At 69.5% G+C, this 17,231-nt stretch carries 15 protein-coding genes and 1 riboswitch; of the genes, 3 read left to right on the plus strand and 12 right to left on the minus strand.

Annotation, left to right across the window (positions count from 1 at the left end):
• Window positions 1–65: 65 nt before the first annotated feature.
• Window positions 66–1,598: a glutamate--cysteine ligase gene (locus ACFYNU_RS32610; RefSeq protein WP_356593339.1), complete on the minus strand. Its 1,533-nt coding sequence runs from the start codon at window positions 1,596–1,598 to the stop codon at window positions 66–68.
• Window positions 1,599–2,114: 516 nt separating this feature from the next.
• On the opposite strand from ACFYNU_RS32610, the gene ACFYNU_RS32615 reads away from it, so the two are divergent.
• Both ACFYNU_RS32615 and ACFYNU_RS32620 read left to right on the plus strand, forming a co-directional pair.
• On the plus strand, window positions 2,115–2,732 hold the full coding sequence (locus ACFYNU_RS32615) for a hypothetical protein (protein ID WP_356593341.1): 618 nt from the start codon (window positions 2,115–2,117) through the stop codon (window positions 2,730–2,732).
• A 361-nt stretch (window positions 2,733–3,093) separates the two neighbouring features.
• On the plus strand, window positions 3,094–3,300 hold the full coding sequence (locus ACFYNU_RS32620) for a DUF5999 family protein (protein ID WP_356593343.1): 207 nt from the start codon (window positions 3,094–3,096) through the stop codon (window positions 3,298–3,300).
• A 153-nt stretch (window positions 3,301–3,453) separates the two neighbouring features.
• Here ACFYNU_RS32620 and gcvP read toward each other — a convergent pair whose 3' ends face one another.
• The gene (gcvP, locus tag ACFYNU_RS32625) at window positions 3,454–6,339 is read right to left on the minus strand and encodes an aminomethyl-transferring glycine dehydrogenase (RefSeq protein WP_356593345.1); all 2,886 of its coding nucleotides are present in this window, start codon (window positions 6,337–6,339) and stop codon (window positions 3,454–3,456) included.
• Window positions 6,340–6,521: 182 nt separating this feature from the next.
• Window positions 6,522–6,619: riboswitch (glycine riboswitch) on the minus strand.
• Window positions 6,620–6,731: 112 nt separating this feature from the next.
• Here gcvP and ACFYNU_RS32630 point away from each other — a divergent pair.
• On the plus strand, window positions 6,732–7,127 hold the full coding sequence (locus ACFYNU_RS32630; protein ID WP_356593347.1) for a PRC-barrel domain-containing protein: 396 nt from the start codon (window positions 6,732–6,734) through the stop codon (window positions 7,125–7,127).
• 20 nt (window positions 7,128–7,147) lie between these two features.
• Here the strand turns inward: ACFYNU_RS32630 and ACFYNU_RS32635 are convergent, their stop codons facing one another.
• The 10 genes from ACFYNU_RS32635 to pgsA all read right to left on the minus strand — a co-directional run bounded on the left by ACFYNU_RS32635 (window position 7,148) and on the right by pgsA (window position 17,054).
• A complete protein-coding gene (locus tag ACFYNU_RS32635; RefSeq protein WP_356593349.1) occupies window positions 7,148–8,569 on the minus strand; it encodes a DNA polymerase IV in 1,422 nt (473 codons plus the stop codon).
• A 55-nt stretch (window positions 8,570–8,624) separates the two neighbouring features.
• Window positions 8,625–9,191, minus strand: coding sequence for a MerR family transcriptional regulator (locus ACFYNU_RS32640; RefSeq protein ID WP_356593351.1), 567 nt, complete (start codon window positions 9,189–9,191; stop codon window positions 8,625–8,627).
• A 185-nt stretch (window positions 9,192–9,376) separates the two neighbouring features.
• On the minus strand, window positions 9,377–9,850 hold the full coding sequence (locus ACFYNU_RS32645; RefSeq protein ID WP_031232239.1) for a bifunctional nuclease family protein: 474 nt from the start codon (window positions 9,848–9,850) through the stop codon (window positions 9,377–9,379).
• Window positions 9,851–9,903: 53 nt separating this feature from the next.
• A complete protein-coding gene (locus ACFYNU_RS32650) occupies window positions 9,904–10,656 on the minus strand; it encodes a MerR family transcriptional regulator (protein WP_356593353.1) in 753 nt (250 codons plus the stop codon).
• Between the two features lie 17 nt (window positions 10,657–10,673).
• The gene (locus ACFYNU_RS32655; RefSeq protein ID WP_356593374.1) at window positions 10,674–11,585 is read right to left on the minus strand and encodes an FHA domain-containing protein; all 912 of its coding nucleotides are present in this window, start codon (window positions 11,583–11,585) and stop codon (window positions 10,674–10,676) included.
• 85 nt (window positions 11,586–11,670) lie between these two features.
• Window positions 11,671–12,474 (minus strand): DUF881 domain-containing protein, encoded by an 804-nt coding sequence (locus ACFYNU_RS32660; protein ID WP_356593355.1) that lies wholly within the window; start codon window positions 12,472–12,474, stop codon window positions 11,671–11,673.
• A 5-nt stretch (window positions 12,475–12,479) separates the two neighbouring features.
• Window positions 12,480–12,812 carry a small basic family protein gene (locus ACFYNU_RS32665; protein ID WP_023543062.1) on the minus strand — a complete coding sequence of 111 codons (333 nt, stop codon included), beginning with the start codon at window positions 12,810–12,812 and terminating at the stop codon, window positions 12,480–12,482.
• Complete coding sequence (locus ACFYNU_RS32670; RefSeq protein ID WP_356593357.1) at window positions 12,809–13,738, minus strand: DUF881 domain-containing protein; 930 nt, start codon at window positions 13,736–13,738, stop codon at window positions 12,809–12,811. Before ACFYNU_RS32670 ends, ACFYNU_RS32665 begins: the two co-directional genes overlap by 4 nt.
• A 97-nt stretch (window positions 13,739–13,835) precedes the next feature.
• Window positions 13,836–16,331: a mannose-1-phosphate guanyltransferase gene (locus tag ACFYNU_RS32675; RefSeq protein WP_356593359.1), complete on the minus strand. Its 2,496-nt coding sequence runs from the start codon at window positions 16,329–16,331 to the stop codon at window positions 13,836–13,838.
• Between the two features lie 114 nt (window positions 16,332–16,445).
• On the minus strand, window positions 16,446–17,054 hold the full coding sequence (gene pgsA, locus ACFYNU_RS32680; RefSeq protein ID WP_023543059.1) for a CDP-diacylglycerol--glycerol-3-phosphate 3-phosphatidyltransferase: 609 nt from the start codon (window positions 17,052–17,054) through the stop codon (window positions 16,446–16,448).
• Between the last annotated feature and the right edge of the window lie 177 nt (window positions 17,055–17,231).

Consider the following 17,231-nt stretch of genomic DNA (forward strand, 5'->3'; position numbering starts at 1 on the left):
CACGGGCCCGACGCCGGGCAACCGGGCATGTCGCGGAACCAGCGGCGCGCCCTCGCGCCCCGGTGTCACACGGTCAGATCCGGCATCCGCGACGGCGCGGGAAAGCCCACCGGCCAGGTGTGCACCGGCTCCCCCTGGTGCATCAGCTCGGCGTAGCGCCGGGTCGTGGCGGCGAGCGCGGCCTCCCGGCGCAGCCCCGCCTCCTGCGCCCGGTGGAAGGTGTCCACCTGCCACGACGCCCCGTTCACGCGGCGCTCGCAGCGCCCCTCGATGACCCCGAGGTAGAAGTCGCGGTCGGCCGGCTCCACGTTCCAGGCGTCGAGCCCGGCCGCCGCGAGCGGCAGCAGCTCGTCGAGGACGAGCCGGACCGCCGACACCTCGGCGACGCTGTTGCCGGTCCGGCCGTTGCGCGGCCACTTCAGCCGTGCCTCGATGCCGTCGCGGCACGCCGTCTCGAAGTTCCGCTCTGCGGTGGCGAACGGCAGCCGCGTCCAGACGGGCCTGTCCTCCTCTGCGAGCGCGCGAACGAGCCCGTAGTAGAAGGCGGCGTTGGCGACGACATCGGTGACGGTCGGCCCGGCGGGCAGCACCCTGTTCTCGACCCGCAGATGGGGCTGTCCGTCGGCGACGTCGTACACGGGCCTGTTCCACCGGTAGACGGTGCCGTTGTGCAGCACCAGCTCCGCGAGGCGCGGCGTACCGCCCTCGTCCAGGACCTGGAGCGGGTCCTCGTCGTCGATCATCGGCAGCAACGGCGGGAAAAAGCGCAGATTCTCCTCGAACAGGTCGTAGGCGGAGTCGATCCAGCGTTCGCCGAACCAGGTCCGGGGCCGTACTCCCTGCGCCTGGAGCTCCGGCGGCCGGGTGTCGGTCGCCTGGAGGAAGAGCGGCGGCCGGGACTCGCGCCACAGCTCCTTTCCGAACAGGAACGGGGCGTTCGCGCCGACGGCGATCTGTACGGCGGCGACGCACTGCGCCGCGTTCCACACGTCGGCGAAGCGGTCGGGCGTCACCTGGAGATGCAATTGCACGGAGGTGCAGGCGGCCTCGGGGGCGATCGAGGGTGAACTGCAGGTGAGCCGCTCGACGCCCTCGATGTCGAGGGCGAAATCCTCGCCCCGCGCGGCCACCATCTCGTCGTTGAGAAGTGTGTAGCGGTCCGCGTCCGAGAGGTTCGTCGAGACGACGTCGTCGAGGGAGAGTGTCGGCAGAATACCGATCATCACGATCCCGGCGTCGACCTCATTCGCTTTGCGATGGGCATATCCGAGACCCGTGCGCAGTTCCTCGGCAAGCTGGTCGAGAACGCGTCCGCCAAGTCGGTGCGGAGCAATGTTCACTTCTAGATTGAACATTCCGAGTTCAGTCTGGAAATCACGGCTCGCGATCCGTTCAAGAACTTCCGCATTCATCATGCGGGGCATCCCGTCGGTACCGGCGAGATTCAGCTCGATCTCCAGACCCATCAGGTTCCGGGGCCGGTCGAACCGCTTCTCCCCCAGGAGCCGCCCCAGCACCGTCAGGCACTGCTGGAGCTTCCTGCGGTATTTCTGCCGATCGGGCATGCCGGTACCGCCCGATTCGACCTTCTCCCCCATCGAAGAGTCCCTCCTTCGTTCCGGCTTCCCGGCGGCGCCGGGCATCGCTTCACGATCGATAGTGCCCAGACTGAGTGATCCATAACGTCCCGTTTCGGCGCCGCGCCCGGTACAGTGGGTCGGACGGCCGACGGCACATTCCTTCGGCATGACGGCAGTGAGCAATTTCACTGCCGCATCAGATCGCGAAAAACGCCGACAAGTTTCGGCCTACCGCGTCGGCCGAATAACCCCAGGCCACGAGCCTGCGTTCGCCGTTCATCTCACGGTTCATCGACGCCGATTCCCTACGAGATGGACCGGATACGCCCTTGCACGCAATACGGGCGACAGCTAGAAGAAACATTCCGTGAACACGTATCGTATAAACTCAGCTCGAACGAGGCAGAGAGTCCGAGCCCGGCCACGGCCATGGGCCCTCCTCTGACCACGTGCGCCGACAGCGACGTCCGCACCCGCACCCGCACCCGCACCACCGACGCTTCACTGTGCCTACTGAGCGAGAGGCAACCCACCATGCCGCTGCATGTCCCCCTGGCTCCAGCGCCCGCCCTGCGCAGCGTCCTCGCGGCACTCGGTTCTCCCACCGCCGTGCGCGAGGCCCGTACACCCGCTCTTCGGTCCGTCCAGGGACCGCTGAGCCCCGAACTGCCCCTTCCGGTACACGTACTGGAACAGATCACCCCGAGCAGCGACGCACCACAGACCCGACTGGCCGGCTGGCGCTTCCTGATCCACAGCGGCGAACGTGCCGTCGCGGCGGCCGACACGATGCTCACCCCCGACGGCTGGGCGTTCTCGCACTTCTTCGAGGGCCCCTACATCTCCTCCACCCAGCGGGCGCTACGCCAGGCCGAGACGCTGAAGTCGCCCTACCAGCCACGGCTGCTCTCGGTGCCGGGGCTGTACATGCTCACGCTCTGGCTGCACCAGGACACCGACGCGGACGCGTCCGCCGGTGCTCCCGCCCCGGCCGACCTGCTGATCCCGCTCGCTCCCGCCCCGCCGGGCATCGTGGCCCACCGGCCGCACCGGGTCGCCGACCTGCTTCCGACGATGGGCCTGCGCCTGACCTCGGAACTGTCACCGCCGTCCACCGCCACGTCCGCCCCACTGCTGAGCACCACCGCCTGAAGGCCGCCCGCGGCCGATCTCGGACCGACGACGTCCGGACCGCCTCCCAACCGCCCCACGCGCCATAGACTGCCCCGTGACCCTCACCGGTCACGGGGCTCTGTGCTTGCCCGTCCGGAGGGCCTGCCCGTCCGGACTAGTCCGGACGGGCCACCCCGAACCACCCGAAGGGACAGCCCAGTTGGGCTGAACCGTCCGGGCGGGTGACACGTCCTTAAGCAGAGACAAGCGCTGCCGCGAAATCCCTGCGGAACGACGCCCGTGGGGCAACACTGGGGTACGGACCAACAGAAACCGGGGGGCGGCCATGAACACATCGAGCCGCAGGACACTCACCACGACGCAGCGAGAGAACCTACCCATGTGCCAGCACCAACCTGCCTGCCCGACAGCCGACTCAGCCGACCGGGAAGCCGCCCGGCTCGCGGCTCACCACCCGGAACAGGGCTGGAGCCTGCTGTGCAACGGCGTCCTGCTCTTCGAGGACACCGGTGAGCTGCTGCCCGACGGCCAGATCATCGCACCGCACCGGCCGTCCGGGACCGGACAGGTGATGACGGCGGCCTGACGCCACCGTCCGTACGAAGGGGGCCGGCCGGAGACATCACTCCGTACCGGCCCCGACGCATGGCCCGACGCACCGGTGGCGTGAGGACACCGCGGCCGGGCGGGGTACGCCGTCCGTCGACGCACCCCCGGCCCCGCGGCCGTTCGCCGTCCGTCAGTTGTCGTACTCGTCCAGCGGCGGGCAGGAACACACCAGATTGCGGTCGCCGAACGCCCCGTCGATCCGGCGGACCGGCGGCCAGTACTTGTCGGCGGCCGAGACCCCGGCCGGGAAGACCGCCTCCTGACGGCTGTACGCGTGCTCCCACTCCCCGCCCAGCGCGGCGGCCGTGTGCGGAGCGTTGCGCAGCGGGTTGTCGTCCGCCGGCCAGTGGCCCGAGGCGACCTTCTCGATCTCGGCGCGGATCGCGATCATCGTCTCGCAGAAGCGGTCCAGTTCGCCGAGGTCCTCGCTCTCGGTGGGCTCGATCATCAGCGTGCCGGCCACCGGGAACGACATCGTCGGCGCGTGGAACCCGTAGTCGATGAGGCGCTTGGCGATGTCGTCGACGCTGACGCCGGTCGCCTTCGACAGCGGACGCAGATCCACGATGCACTCGTGCGCGACGAGCCCGTGCGGACCCGCGTACAGGACCGGGAAGTGCGGCTCCAGGCGCTTCGCGATGTAGTTGGCGGCCAGGACGGCGACCTGCGTGGCGCGCTTCAGCCCCTCGCCGCCCATCAGCCGGACGTACGCCCAGGAGATCGGCAGTATCCCCGCCGAGCCCCAGGGGGCCGCCGAGATCGGCCCGACGCCCGTCTCGGGGCCCGCCGCGGGCTGGAGCGGGTGGTTGGGCAGATACGGCGCGAGGTGGGCCCGCACGCCGACCGGGCCGACACCGGGACCACCGCCGCCGTGCGGGATGCAGAAGGTCTTGTGCAGGTTCAGATGCGACACGTCCGAGCCGAACCGGCCCGGCTTCGCGAGACCCACCAGCGCGTTGAGGTTCGCGCCGTCGACGTACACCTGACCGCCGGCGTCGTGCACGGCCGCGCAGATGTCGGTGATGTGCTCCTCGAACACGCCGTGCGTGGAGGGGTAGGTGACCATCAGGACGGCCAGCTCGTCGCCGTGCCGCTCGATCTTGGCGTGCAGGTCCTCGACGTCGACGTCGCCGTCCTCGCGGGTCTTGACGACCACGACCTTCATACCGGCCATGACCGCGCTGGCGGCGTTCGTGCCGTGCGCGGACGACGGGATGAGACAGACGGTGCGGCCGGTGTCCCCGTTGGCGCGGTGGTACGCCCGTACGGCCAGCAGTCCGGCGAGTTCGCCCTGCGAGCCCGCGTTGGGCTGGAGCGACACCGCGTCGTACCCGGTGACCTCCGCCAGGCGCTCCTCCAGCTCGCGGATCAGCGTGAGATAGCCCTGCGCCTGGTCGGCCGGCGCGAAGGGGTGCAGCGCGGCGAACTCCGGCCAGGTCACCGGCTCCATCTCGGTGGTGGCGTTGAGCTTCATGGTGCAGGATCCGAGCGGGATCATGCCGCGGTCCAGCGCGTAGTCACGGTCGGCGAGCCGGCGCAGATAGCGCAGCATCGCGGTCTCGGAGCGGTGCTGGTGGAAGACCGGGTGCGTGAGGTAGTCGTCGGTGCGCAGCAGGGCGTCGGGCAGCGCGTCGCGGGAGGTGGCGTCCAGCGCCTCGATGTCACCCGTGACGCCGAAGGCGGCCCATACAGTGGCGAGCTGGGCGCGCCCGGTGGTCTCGTCGCAGGCGAGCGAGACGAGGTCGGCGTCGACGAGGCGGAGGTTGACCCCGCCCTCGCGCGCGGCGGCCACGACCTCGGCGGCGCGGCCGGGGACCCGTACGGTCAGCGTGTCGAAGAACGCCTCGTGCACGATCTCGACGCCGCCCGCGCGCAGGCCGTCGGCGAGGACCGTCGCGTAGCGGTGGGTGCGCTCGGCGATGGCGCGCAGTCCGTCGGGCCCGTGGTAGACCGCGTACATTCCGGCCATCACGGCGAGCAGCACCTGCGCGGTGCAGATGTTGCTGGTGGCCTTCTCGCGGCGGATGTGCTGCTCGCGGGTCTGGAGCGCCAGCCGGTACGCCTTGTTGCCGTCGGCGTCCACCGAGACTCCGACGAGCCGTCCGGGCAGGCTGCGGGCGAACTTCTCGCGTACGGCCATGAAGCCGGCGTGCGGTCCGCCGAAGCCCATGGGGACGCCGAACCGCTGAGTGGTGCCGACGGCGATGTCCGCGCCCAGCTCGCCGGGCGAGGTGAGCAGGGTGAGGGCCAGCAGGTCGGCGGCGACGGTGACGATCGCGCCCAGCTCGTGGGCCTGCTCGACGACGGACCTGATGTCCCGTACGGCTCCGGAGGCACCCGGGTACTGGACGAGCACACCGAAGACACCGCGCTCGGCGATCTCGGCGGGAATCCCGTCGGACAGATCGGCGACGACGACGTCGACCCCGGCGGGCTCGGCCCGGGTGCGGATCACGGCGACGGTCTGCGGCAACGCGTCGGCGTCGACCAGGAAGACACCGTCCTTCACCTTGCCGACCCGGCGGGCCAGCGCCATGGCCTCGGCGGCGGCGGTGCCCTCGTCCAGCAGGGAGGCGCCCGACGTCGGCAGACCGGTCAGATCGGCGACGACGGTCTGGAAGTTGAGCAGCGCCTCCAGGCGGCCCTGGGAGATCTCGGGCTGGTACGGCGTGTACGCGGTGTACCAGGCCGGGTTCTCCATCACGTTGCGCAGGATCACCGGCGGCGTGAAGGTGCCGTAGTAGCCGAGGCCGATCATCGGGGCCAGGACCTGGTTGCGGTCGGCGAGACTGCGCAGCTCGGCCAGCACCTCGGCCTCGGTGCGCGCGTCGGGCAGCCGCAGGGCCTCGGCGCTCTTGATCACGTCGGGCACCGCGGCGGCGGTCAGCTCGTCGAGCGAGCCGTAGCCGACCTGCGCGAGCATCTTCGCCTGCGCGGCGGCGTCGGGGCCGACGTGGCGCCGCTCGAAGGGGGTTCCTCGCTCAAGCTGCGAGAGCGGTGTGCGGTGGGCTGTCATACGGGAGGCCTCCTGGTCTGGCGCGACCTGCGAGGGGCACCGACACACGGGTGCCCGGACGGCCTCCCCCTCTGTCATCAACCTGAGAGTTTCACCGGTCCACCTCGCACGCGAGGCGAACCGACTTTCACCGTCGGTGAGAGCGGATGCCGTCCGACACCTGCTCTGCTTTCCAGAGTGACCTCGTCCATGCGGTACGGGGGCCTGAGAGTTTCCGGGGAGGATTTGCTCCTTCGGCGCCTCCGGCAGTCTCACCGGACGGCTCTCCCGCACGGGGTCGACAGCCGTTCACCAGCCTACCAGCGAGCTTTCACATCGGACTTCGAGTGGCCGATACCCCGGATGTGCCCTTTCGTAGGGTGAGGGAGCATGTGCGACCAGTTGGAGGGACCGTGCAGACCGACATCGATCCGCGCAGCCTGATCGGCCGCAAGGCGTACGACCGCGACGGGCACAAGATCGGCACCGTCGACGAGGTGTATCTGGACGATGCCACGGGCGTGCCGGAGTGGGCGGCGGTACGGACCGGACTGTTCAGCCGGGACGCGTTCGTGCCCCTGGCCCCCAGCACCTACCGCAACGAGTCCCTGCACGTCCCGTACGAGCGCGGCCTGATCAAGGGCGCCCCGGACTTCGGCGTCGGCCGCCATCTCTCCCCGGACCAGGAGATCCAGCTCTACCACCACTACCGGCTGGCCCTCCCGGAGCCCGCGGCCCCGGAACAGCCCTCCCGCCCGGCCGACCGCGACTTCGGGCGCGTGGCGGGCCGCGACGACCCCGCCGAGTAGCCCGCCGCCCGCGCCGGCCGTCACTCCGGCCGGTTCTCGATGTCCGGCGATACGGCCACCAGCGGCAGCGGCTGCGACAGCTCCAGGTCGGGATCGTCCGTACGGAAGGTCCGCACCCGCCCCGGCGCCACCGACGTGGGCTCCTCGAACCGTACGGTGACCCGCCCCACGCCACTGCCCTGCACCCACCCCGCGCCGAACTCGGCGTGGCGCACGTCGTGCCCCGCGGGCCAGTGCCGCTCGGCGGCCACCTCGTCCCCTGATTCCGGCACCGGCGGCGGACCCTCGTCCACGACCTCGTCCGCCGTGTCCTGGGCGGCCTCCGCGTCGCCCTCGCCACCGGCCGTGTCCGCCGCGTCTGCCGCGTCCGCCGCCGCCTGTGCGAACAGGTCCTCCTGCGTGTAGTCGGTCAGCCCGGTGACCCCCACCCCCAGCAGCCGCACCCCACCGGTGGTGTCCAGGGACTCCAGCAGCCTCCCCGCCGCCTCCCGCACCACGCCCGGGTCGTCCGTGGGCCCCCGCAGCGTCTCGGAGCGGGTCAGCGTCGAGAAGTCGTACCTCCGCACCTTGAGGACGATGGTCCGGCCCGAGTGCCCGGACTCCCGCAGCCGCCGCACACATCGCTCGGCCAGCCGGTCGACCTCGGTCCTGACCCGCGTCCGGTCGTGCAGATCGACGTCGAAGGTGTCCTCGACGGAGACGGACTTGGTCTCGCGCTCGGCGACCACCGGCCGGTCGTCGTGCCCGGACGCCATCCGGTACAGCGAAGTGCCGTGCGCCTTCCCGACGAGCCGCACCAGCTCGTCCTCCCCGGCCTCCGTCAGATCGGCGATCGTGGTCATCCCGGCCCGCCGCAGATGCTCACCGGTGGCCGGCCCGACCCCGGGCAGTGTCCGTACGCTCATCGGCCCCAGCAGCGCGCGCTCGGTGCCCGGCTCGATGAGCACCAGACCGTCGGGCTTGGCCTGCTCGGAGGCGATCTTCGCCAGCATCTTGGATCCGGCGAGACCCACCGAGCCCGTCAGGCCCGTCACCGCCCTGATGTCCCGCCGCAGCCGCTCGCCCGTGGCGCGCGCCGATGCCGAGTCACCGGCCGAGCCGCCCGCCTCCAGATCGACGAACGCCTCGTCCATGCTCAACGGCTCCACCAGCGGCGACAGCCGGCCCAGCAGCTCCATCACCTGCTCGCTGACCGTGCGGTAGAGGGAGAAGCGCGGCACAAGATACGCGGCGTTCGGCGCGAGCCGCCGCGCCTGCGCCATCGGCATGGCCGAGTGAATCCCGAACCGTCTCGCCTCGTACGACGCCGTCGCGACGACGCCGCGCGGACCGAGCCCCCCGACGACGACCGGCTTTCCGCGCAGGCTCGGCTTCGCCGCCTGCTCGGCGGCGGCGAAAAAGGCATCCATGTCCAGATGCAGGACGGTCGGCGCGGCTCTCACCCCACCGATGCTCCCCTACGCCACTGACAATCGCCCGGGACCCCGGCCCCGGCGCTCAGACGGCCCGGTCACGGCGCCGGCGGGCGAGTTCGTCGGCGGGGTTGTGGCCGATGAGGGTCTCGCCGGTGTCGACGCGCTCCCCGTGCAGCTGGGAGAGCGCCGCCTCGACGTCCCGCCACACCACACCGACCGCGATCCCGAAGATGCCCTGACCGCCCTGAAGGAGGTCCACGACCTCGTCCGGCGACGAGCACTCGTACACCGTCGCGCCGTCGCTCATGAGCGTCATACGCTCCAGGTCGGCCGCCCCCCGGTCGCGCAGGTGCTGGACCGCCGCCCGGATGTTCTGAAGGGCGACACCGGTGTCCAGGAAGCGCTTCACGATCTTGAGAAAGACGACATCGCGGAAGCTGTACAGCCGCTGGCTGCCGGATCCCTTCGCGGGGCGCACACTCGGCTCGACCAGCCCGGTGCGCGCCCAGTAGTCCAACTGGCGGTAGGTGATGCCCGCCGCCGCGCACGCGGTCGGCCCCCGGTAGCCGACCGTGTCGGTCGTGGGGTCGGACGTCCTGCCGTGAAGCGGGTACGGGCCGTTCGCCGTACCGTCGCCGCTGCTTCTCACACCGACCTCCGTCCTTGACCTGCCCCGTCGACGGTAGGCAGTCCCTCCGGGTGCGTCAACGATCGCCACGCTAGGCACGCCGAGTGATAATCACCCTGAGGGTGGTTTACCGTGTCCCGCGGCCGGGAAAGGCTGGTCGGATGCGCGGACGGAGTCCGGTATGACGGTCATGGACCGTTCAGCACTCACTGGCTGTTGGTCCCGAAATCCTCCGGAGAGATCTGGTCGAGGAATTCGCGGAACTTCTCCACCTCGTCCTCCTGCTCGTCGGGGATGGCGATACCCGCATCGTCCAGCACCCCGTCGCTGCCGTAGATGGGCGTGCCCGTCCGCAGCGCCAGCGCTATGGCGTCGGACGGCCTGGCACTCACCTCGACACCGCTCGCGAAGACCAGCTCCGCGTAGAAGACTCCTTCGCGCAGGTCGGTGATGCGCACCTGCGTCAGTTCCTGGCCCACGGCCTCAAGGACATCCTTGAAGAGATCGTGGGTCAGTGGTCGGGCCGGTGCCATGCCCTGCTGGGCGAAGGCAATAGCGGTAGCTTCCCCAGGCCCGATCCAAATGGGAAGGTACCGGTCGCCTCCCACTTCACGCAGGAGCACGATCGGTTGGTTGGAGGGCATTTCCACCCGGACACCCACGACGTCGAGCTCGTTCACACAGCAACCCTAGGTCGTGCCCGGTCGGTTTGGGTAGTCGGACTCCCCCAAGATCAGGTAAGCCGGACTCCGAGAGCCGTCTGCACCAGTGCCGCGTGGAGCCGTACGGAGAGCGCGGCCAGCTCCTTCGTCGCGGCCTCGGCATGGGCCCTGGTCTGCGGATTGCGGTGCCGGCGCAGGGGCGCGACCACCTGCTCGACCAGTCCGGCCTCGCGTTCGGCGGCGGCTTTCACCGCGCGCAGATGCCGCGGTTCCAGACCGAATCTTCCGAGTTCCGCGACAAGTTTCGCCACGGTCACGGTCTCGGAGTCGTAGCCGCCCTCCGCCATCGGGGCGATGAGGCCGTACGACTCCCACTCCGCCAGCTCGCTGTCGGCCGCCTCGGTGGCCGCCAGCAGCTCGGCGCGGCCGATCCTCGGGGCGGTGGGCCGCTCGGGCTCCGCGTCCCACGTGGAGGCCAGAAGTTCCCGCTGAGGGCCCTGGGAGACCTGTGCGGGCAGTGGAGCGCGTTCACCGCGCGCCACGGCGTCGAGATGCTCCCTGATGACCTTGAGGGGCAGATAGTGGTCCCGCTGCATGCGCAGGACCTGGGTGAGGCGCTCGACGTCCTCGGGACTGAACTTCCGGTACCCGGACGGAGTGCGCCGGGGCTCGACAAGGCCTTCGGCCTCCAGAAACCGGATCTTGGAGATGGTGACCTCGGGAAACTCGTCCCTGAGCCGGCTCAGCACCACGCCGATGCTGACCAGCCGGTCACCCGTGGGGGCGGTGCCGTGACCGGCACCGCCCGTCGGTGGTCGCAGCATGAACCTTCCCTGAAGGGTCACACGCCTCGCTGGCTCGCGTAGAAGACCAGCCGGTACTTGCCGATCTGGACCTCGTCACCGTTGGACACGGCGACGGCGTCGATCCGCTCCCGGTTGACGTACGTGCCGTTGAGACTGCCGACATCGGAGACCGTGAAGTGACCTTCCGGGCTCCTGCGGAACTCGACGTGCCGCCGGGACACCGTGACGTCGTCGAGGAAGATGTCGCTCTGCGGGTGCCTTCCGGCCGTCGTCAGGTCGCCGTCCAGCAGGAAACGGCTGCCCGAATTGGGCCCGCGACGGACGACCAGCAGCGCCGAACCGAGCGGAAGCGCGTCCACCGCGGCCTGCGCCTCCGGCGAGAGCGAGGGAGCGGCCGTCTGGCCGGTCGCCTCCGCCTCGTACGCCTCAAGGCCCGAGATGGAGATGGTCGAGGTCGTCTCCGAAGGACGCTCCGCGGGGGTCCCGGCCCTCAGCGGCGCGCCGCAGTTGGAGCAGAACCTGCTGTCCTGGGTGTTGCGGTGCCCGCACCTCGTACAAACCGGCAAGGCCGCCATGGACGGACCCTCCTGACCGGGGGGAAACCCTCCACCCGTACTTGAGGTTGATGGTCCACCGAAACCTATGCCGCCAGAACTCGCGGGGTCAACAGACGACGCGCCGTGACCACCCGGATTGTCCCCGCCGGCGCTGCCGACCTCGTCGCGGAAGAGCGGGCGCTCGCCGCCCTGCTCCTCCTGGCCGTGGCGTGGTGCGCGATGCCGGGCGTTACCGCCGTCCTCGCGTGCACTCCTGCCGAACAACTTCCCAAACAACTTCACGGGCGATTCCCCTTGACCTGAACAGACCCGCCCGTGGGGCAGGACGAACCCTGAATGAACACACCTGCCGACTCGGACATCTTCACAACGTCCGTATCCATCAGACAGTTTCCACCACGCACCATGCGGAATGTGCGCCGACCCCCCGGAAGCTTCTGCCCTCGTCCCCCGGTCCGCATGCGCCCCGGCCCCACTACTGCGACGACCGAGCGTAATCAGGGCGCTTCGCCGGTCGCAAGGCGTCGACGACGATCTCGTCGGCGTCCGCCACGGTGGCCGTGGCCTGCTCCTTCTCCAACGTCTGCACCACACCTCCCGGGATGTTGAGCGCGGGCTCCAGATCCTGCGGTTTGCCGATCACCTTGAAAAGGTACGGCGCCTCGATACGTTTCCCGTCCACCGAGATGTCGCCGTCGCTGCCGGAGAAGTACGTCGCCGCGACCACCCGGACCCCGTTCACCTGGATCGCCTCGGCGCCGGCCGCCCGCAGCTCCTGGATCGCGTCGAGCAGCATGTCCGAGTCGACGCTGCCGCCGGGGTCCTGGACGGTCAGCGTGATTCCGGGACCCTGGGCCGCGACCGTACCGGCCAGGATGCCGAGCTGCTGCTCCTTCTCGCGCGTCTGCTTACGCGCCTCCTCGGCCTGGTCCGAGCTGTTCTCCAGCTCCGTCTGCTGATCGTCCAGCCGCTGCTTCTCGTCCTCCAGCCGCTCCGTACGGCCGTCCAGCTCGTCCAGGATCCTTACGAGGTCCTCCTGGCGCGCGCCGCGCAGAGCGCTGTCGTCGTTGGTCGACCGCACCTGGATGGCCAGACCGAGTCCCAGCACGAACAGCAGGACGGCGACGATGAGTTGGGCCCGGGTGACGCGCGGAGGCCACAGGCCGGCGGCGAGCCGCTGGCGTCCCGTCAGCTGCCGCGGCTCCTGCCCCTGCGAAGGCGGCGGGCCCTGAGGCGGCAGCGGGTGCTGTGGAGGCCGCGGGGGCTCTTCGCTGTTCATCGGCCTCACGCCCGGAAGACGTGCCGGCGGATCGCGGCAGCGTTGGAGAAGATCCGGATACCGAACACGACGACCACACCGGTGGACAGCTGCGCGCCGACACCGAGCTTGTCACCGAGGAAGACGATGAGCGCGGCCACCACCACGTTCGACAGGAACGACACCACGAAGACCTTGTCGACGAAGATCCCGTCGAGCATGGCCCGCAGCCCCCCGAAGACCGCGTCCAGAGCGGCGACGACGGCGATCGGCAGATACGGCTCGACCACCGCCGGCACCTCGGGTCGAACCAACAGTCCGACCACGACCCCCACGACGAGGCCAAGTACCGCGATCACGATGTGCCCTTCCCTGTGTCTGCCGTGGCCGCTCCGTCGCCCTTCCCCGGGTCGGCGGCCTTCGGCTCTGCTGTACGTACGATCAGGCTCGGCGCCGCCGGAAGACGCACCGTCTCCTGATCGGAAATGCTCGTGCGGACACCGAAGTTCTCCTGCAACGAGTGCAGGTACTGCCCGTCGGCGCTGTCCTGGAACGCTGTGCTCAGGTTCTTCCCGTCCCCCACGGCCAGCACCGTGTACGGCGGCACCAGCGGCTTGTTGTCGACCAGTATGGCCTCACCGGCGGCCCTGATCGCCGAAAGGGCCGTCAGGCGCTGGCCGTTGATGGACACCGCCTCGGCCCCGGACTCCCACAGACCGTTGACGATCTGCTGCATGTCCCGGTCCCTGACCCGGCCCGTGTCCGAGAAGTTGGTGCTCTCACGCGGCCCGCCGGCGCTCTCGTCGGCGGACTTGGCGTCGTCGACGACGAGTTTGACGCCCGGCCCCTCGACCTCCGTGGCGCCCGACAGGAGAGCGACGAGCGCCCCCTGCTCGCCGCCGTGGTCACGAAGTGCCTCGCGCTGCTGGGCGCCCACCTCGTCACGGAGCTTGTCCACCGTGTGTTCGAGGGAGTCCGCGGCAGACGTCTCCGCGTCGATCCGGTCAATCAGCTCTTCGCGTTCCTTCGCGACGACCGGTGCGTCGATCCGGGCCTCGGCGGCGCCGACGGTGACGACCAGCGCGGCCAGTACGAGGCCCGCCGCGAGGCCGAGCTTGGCGCGGAGCGTGCGGGGCATTCCGCCGTCCTCGGCGTCCCTGCGGGCCGCCGCCTCCGCGTAACCGTCGTCCAGGCTGTGGTCCATCACATTGTTCAGCAGCGACATGGACGCGTCGGGACGCCGGGGTGGCGAGGGTGTGCTCCGAACGGGGGGGTGCTGCGGCATGCCGCACATCGTCGCACGGCGCGGGCGCTACCGCCGAATGGCCCCACCGGTGTGCCGGAGGGCGTCGACCGCCCGCCTCCGGCACACCGTCATCAGGTCACTGACCTGCGCTGTCCACAACCGCCGACCACTCGTCCAGCAGCGCCTGGGCGGAGGCGTCGTCCGGCCCTTCGGCCCACAAATGGGTGACGGCCTCGGCGGGTGCCGGAAGCACCATCACCCATCGGCCGTCGGCCTCCACCACGCGGACGCCGTCGGTCGTGTCGACGTCCCGGTCGCCGGCCGCCTCCACGACCCGTCGCATCACGAGGCCCTTGACGGCCCAGGGGGTCGCCAGATCCCTGCGCAGCACATGGGCACGCGGAATGCGCGCGTCGATCTGGCTGAGCGTGAGCTGCGTACGGGCTACCAGACCCAGCAGCCGTACGAAGGCCGCCGTGCCGTCGAGCAGACTGCTGAACTCGGGCACGATGAACGCGCCTCGGCCGTCGCCGCCGAAGATGGTGGAATCCTCACGGCCGACCCGGGTCAGGTCGTCGGGCGACGTCGTCGTCCACTCCACCTGCGTCCCGTGGTAGGCCGCCACCTGCTCGGCGATCCTGGTGGTCGTCACGGGCAGGGCCACCCGCCCGCTGCGCCGCTCGGCGGCGACCAGATCGAGCAGCACCAGCAGGGCACGGTCGTCCTCGACGATCCGGCCGCGCTCGTCCACCAGCGACAGCCGCTCGCCCACGGGGTCGAACCGCACCCCGAACGACGCCCGCGCCGACGCCACGATCTCGCCCAGCCTGACCAGACCCGACCTGCGTGACTCGACGGTCTCGGTGGGCCGCGCCTCGTCCAGACCGGGATTGATGGTGAGCGCGTCGACCCCGAGCCGCCCGAGCAGACTGGGCAGAACAAGCCCGGCACTGCCGTTGGACGCGTCGACCACGACCTTGAGCCCGGCCTCGGAGATTCCCGTCGTGTCGACGTTCCGCAGCAGAGAGCCGGTGTACGAGTCGAAGACGCTCGCCGGGAAGTGCAGGTCCCCGATCTCGCCCGGGAACGCCCTGCGGTACTCCTGCCTCGCGTACACGCGGTCCAGCTTGCGCTGGCCGCCCTGCGAGAGGTCGGCGCCCCGCTCGTCGAAGAACATGATGTCGACGGAGTCGGGCACACCGGGCGTCGTCCGGATCATGATGCCGCCGGCGCTGCCCCGCCCGGTCTGCTGCCGGGCGACGGGCAGCGGCACGTTCTCCAGGTCCCGTACGTCGATCGCGCTGGCCTGGAGCGCGGAGATCACCGCCCGCTTGAGCGCACGCGCACCACGCGAGTGGTCTCGCGCCGTGGTGACGGTGGAGCCCTTCTTGAGCGTCGTGGCGTACGCGCCCGCCAGCCGTACGGCCAGCTCCGGCGTGATCTCGACGTTCAGGATGCCGGACACCCCACGCGCGCCGAAGAGATGCGCCTGGCCCCTGGACTCCCAGATCACCGAGGTGTTGACGAACGCGCCGGCCTCGATGGTCTTGAACGGATACACCCGGACATTGCCCTGGATGATCGATTCCTCACCGACAAGGCACTCGTCACCGATGACAGCGCCGTCCTCGATCCGCGAGGCACGCATGATGTCGGTGTTCTTGCCGATCACACAGCCACGCAGATTGCTGTGCTGCCCGATGTACACGTTGTCGTGCACGACGGCGCGATGGAGAAAAGCGCCCGTCTTGACGACGACGTTGGACCCGATGACGGTGTGCTCGCGGATCTCGGCGTCCGCCTCGACCTTGGCGTAGTCACCGATGTAGAGCGGCCCGCGGAGCACGGCGTCGGGGTGGACCTCGGCGCCCTCGGCGACCCAGACGCCGGGAGAGATCTCGAAGCCGTCGAGATCGACATCGACCTTCCCCTCCAGGACGTCCGCCTGGGCCTTCACATAGCTCTCGTGCGTCCCGACGTCTTCCCAGTAGCCCTCGGCGATATAGCCGTAGATCGGCTTGCCCTCCTTCATGAGCTGAGGGAAGACGTCGCCCGACCAGTCGACCGAGGTGTCGGCCTCGACGTAGTCGAAGACCTCGGGCTCCATCACATAGATGCCCGTGTTGACCGTGTCCGAGAACACCTGACCCCAGGTGGGCTTCTCCAGGAAGCGCTCCACCTTTCCCTCTTCGTCCACGATCGTGATGCCGAACTCCAGAGGGTTCGGCACCCGGGTCAGGCAGACCGTGACGAGCGCGCCCTTCTCCTTGTGGAAGGCGATCAGGTCCGTCAGGTCGAAGTCGGTGAGCGCGTCACCGGAAATGACGAGAAAAGCGTCGTCCTTGAGCGCCTCTTCGGCGTTCTTCACACTCCCCGCAGTGCCGAGCGGCTTCTCCTCATTCGCATAGGTGAGCTCCATTCCAAGCTCTTCGCCGTCACCGAAATAGTTCTTCACGAGAGAGGCGAGGAACTGAACGGTGACGACGGTCTCACTGAGCCCGTGCCGCTTGAGCAAACGCAGCACATGCTCCATGATTGGCCGATTTGCCACCGGCAGCAACGGCTTGGGCATGCTCGAGGTCATGGGACGAAGGCGAGTGCCTTCGCCGCCAGCCATCACGACGGCCTTCATGTCGGAAGCGTCCTCCTTGAAGAGACGGTCTCGCCGACGTCACCCATCTGGACAGGCCGTATGGCAGGCATCAGGTGCGGGCCGGCGACTCTGCACGGCACCACATCGACGAGCTCAATCGGCCACTCTGTCCGCTCTGACGAGGCGGCGGACCTGGACCACGTAGAGGATCCCTGCCCACCAGTAGAGAGTTGTACCCCATCCAGCGAACGCCCATCCGAAAACTTCGGCGAGTGATGCAAGCCATCCGTTCCCGTCACTGAGCAACAGCAACGGGAAGGCATACATCAAGTTGAAGGTAGCCGCCTTTCCCAGGAAGTTCACCTGGGGAGGCGGATAGCCGTGCCTGCGGAGGATTCCCACCATCACCAGCAGCATCAGCTCACGGGCCAGAAGCGCCGCGGTGAGCCACAGGGGCAGGATCTCGCGCCAGGTCAGGCCGACCAGAGTCGAAAGGATGTAGAGCCGGTCAGCGGCGGGGTCCAGGAGGCGCCCCAGGTTGCTGATCTGGTTCCAGCGGCGGGCGAGGTACCCGTCGAGATAGTCGGTCACCCCGCTGAGCATCAGGACGAGCAATGCCCAGCCATCACTGTTCGGCCCACCGAACTCCGGACGGAGGATGAGCCACAGGAACAGCGGTACACCCAGGAGCCGGGCCATGCTCAGGATGTTGGGGATGGTGAACACCCGATCCGTCTGGACGCGGGTCTCCTGAACCTCCACCCGGGGGCCTCCTGTGCGGGGATGTACCAACGATGCCCCCTGACCCTACCCGGACGAACCGCCGGCGGACGCCGTGGGGTACGGCCCTGAACGCAGAAATGCCCCGCACCAGAAGGTGCGGGGCATTCCCACAAAGATTGTTCGGCGGCGTCCTACTCTCCCACAGGGTCCCCCCTG

It is taken from the genome of Streptomyces sp. NPDC006643 (assembly GCF_042870175.1).
GTDB lineage: Bacteria > Actinomycetota > Actinomycetes > Streptomycetales > Streptomycetaceae > Streptomyces.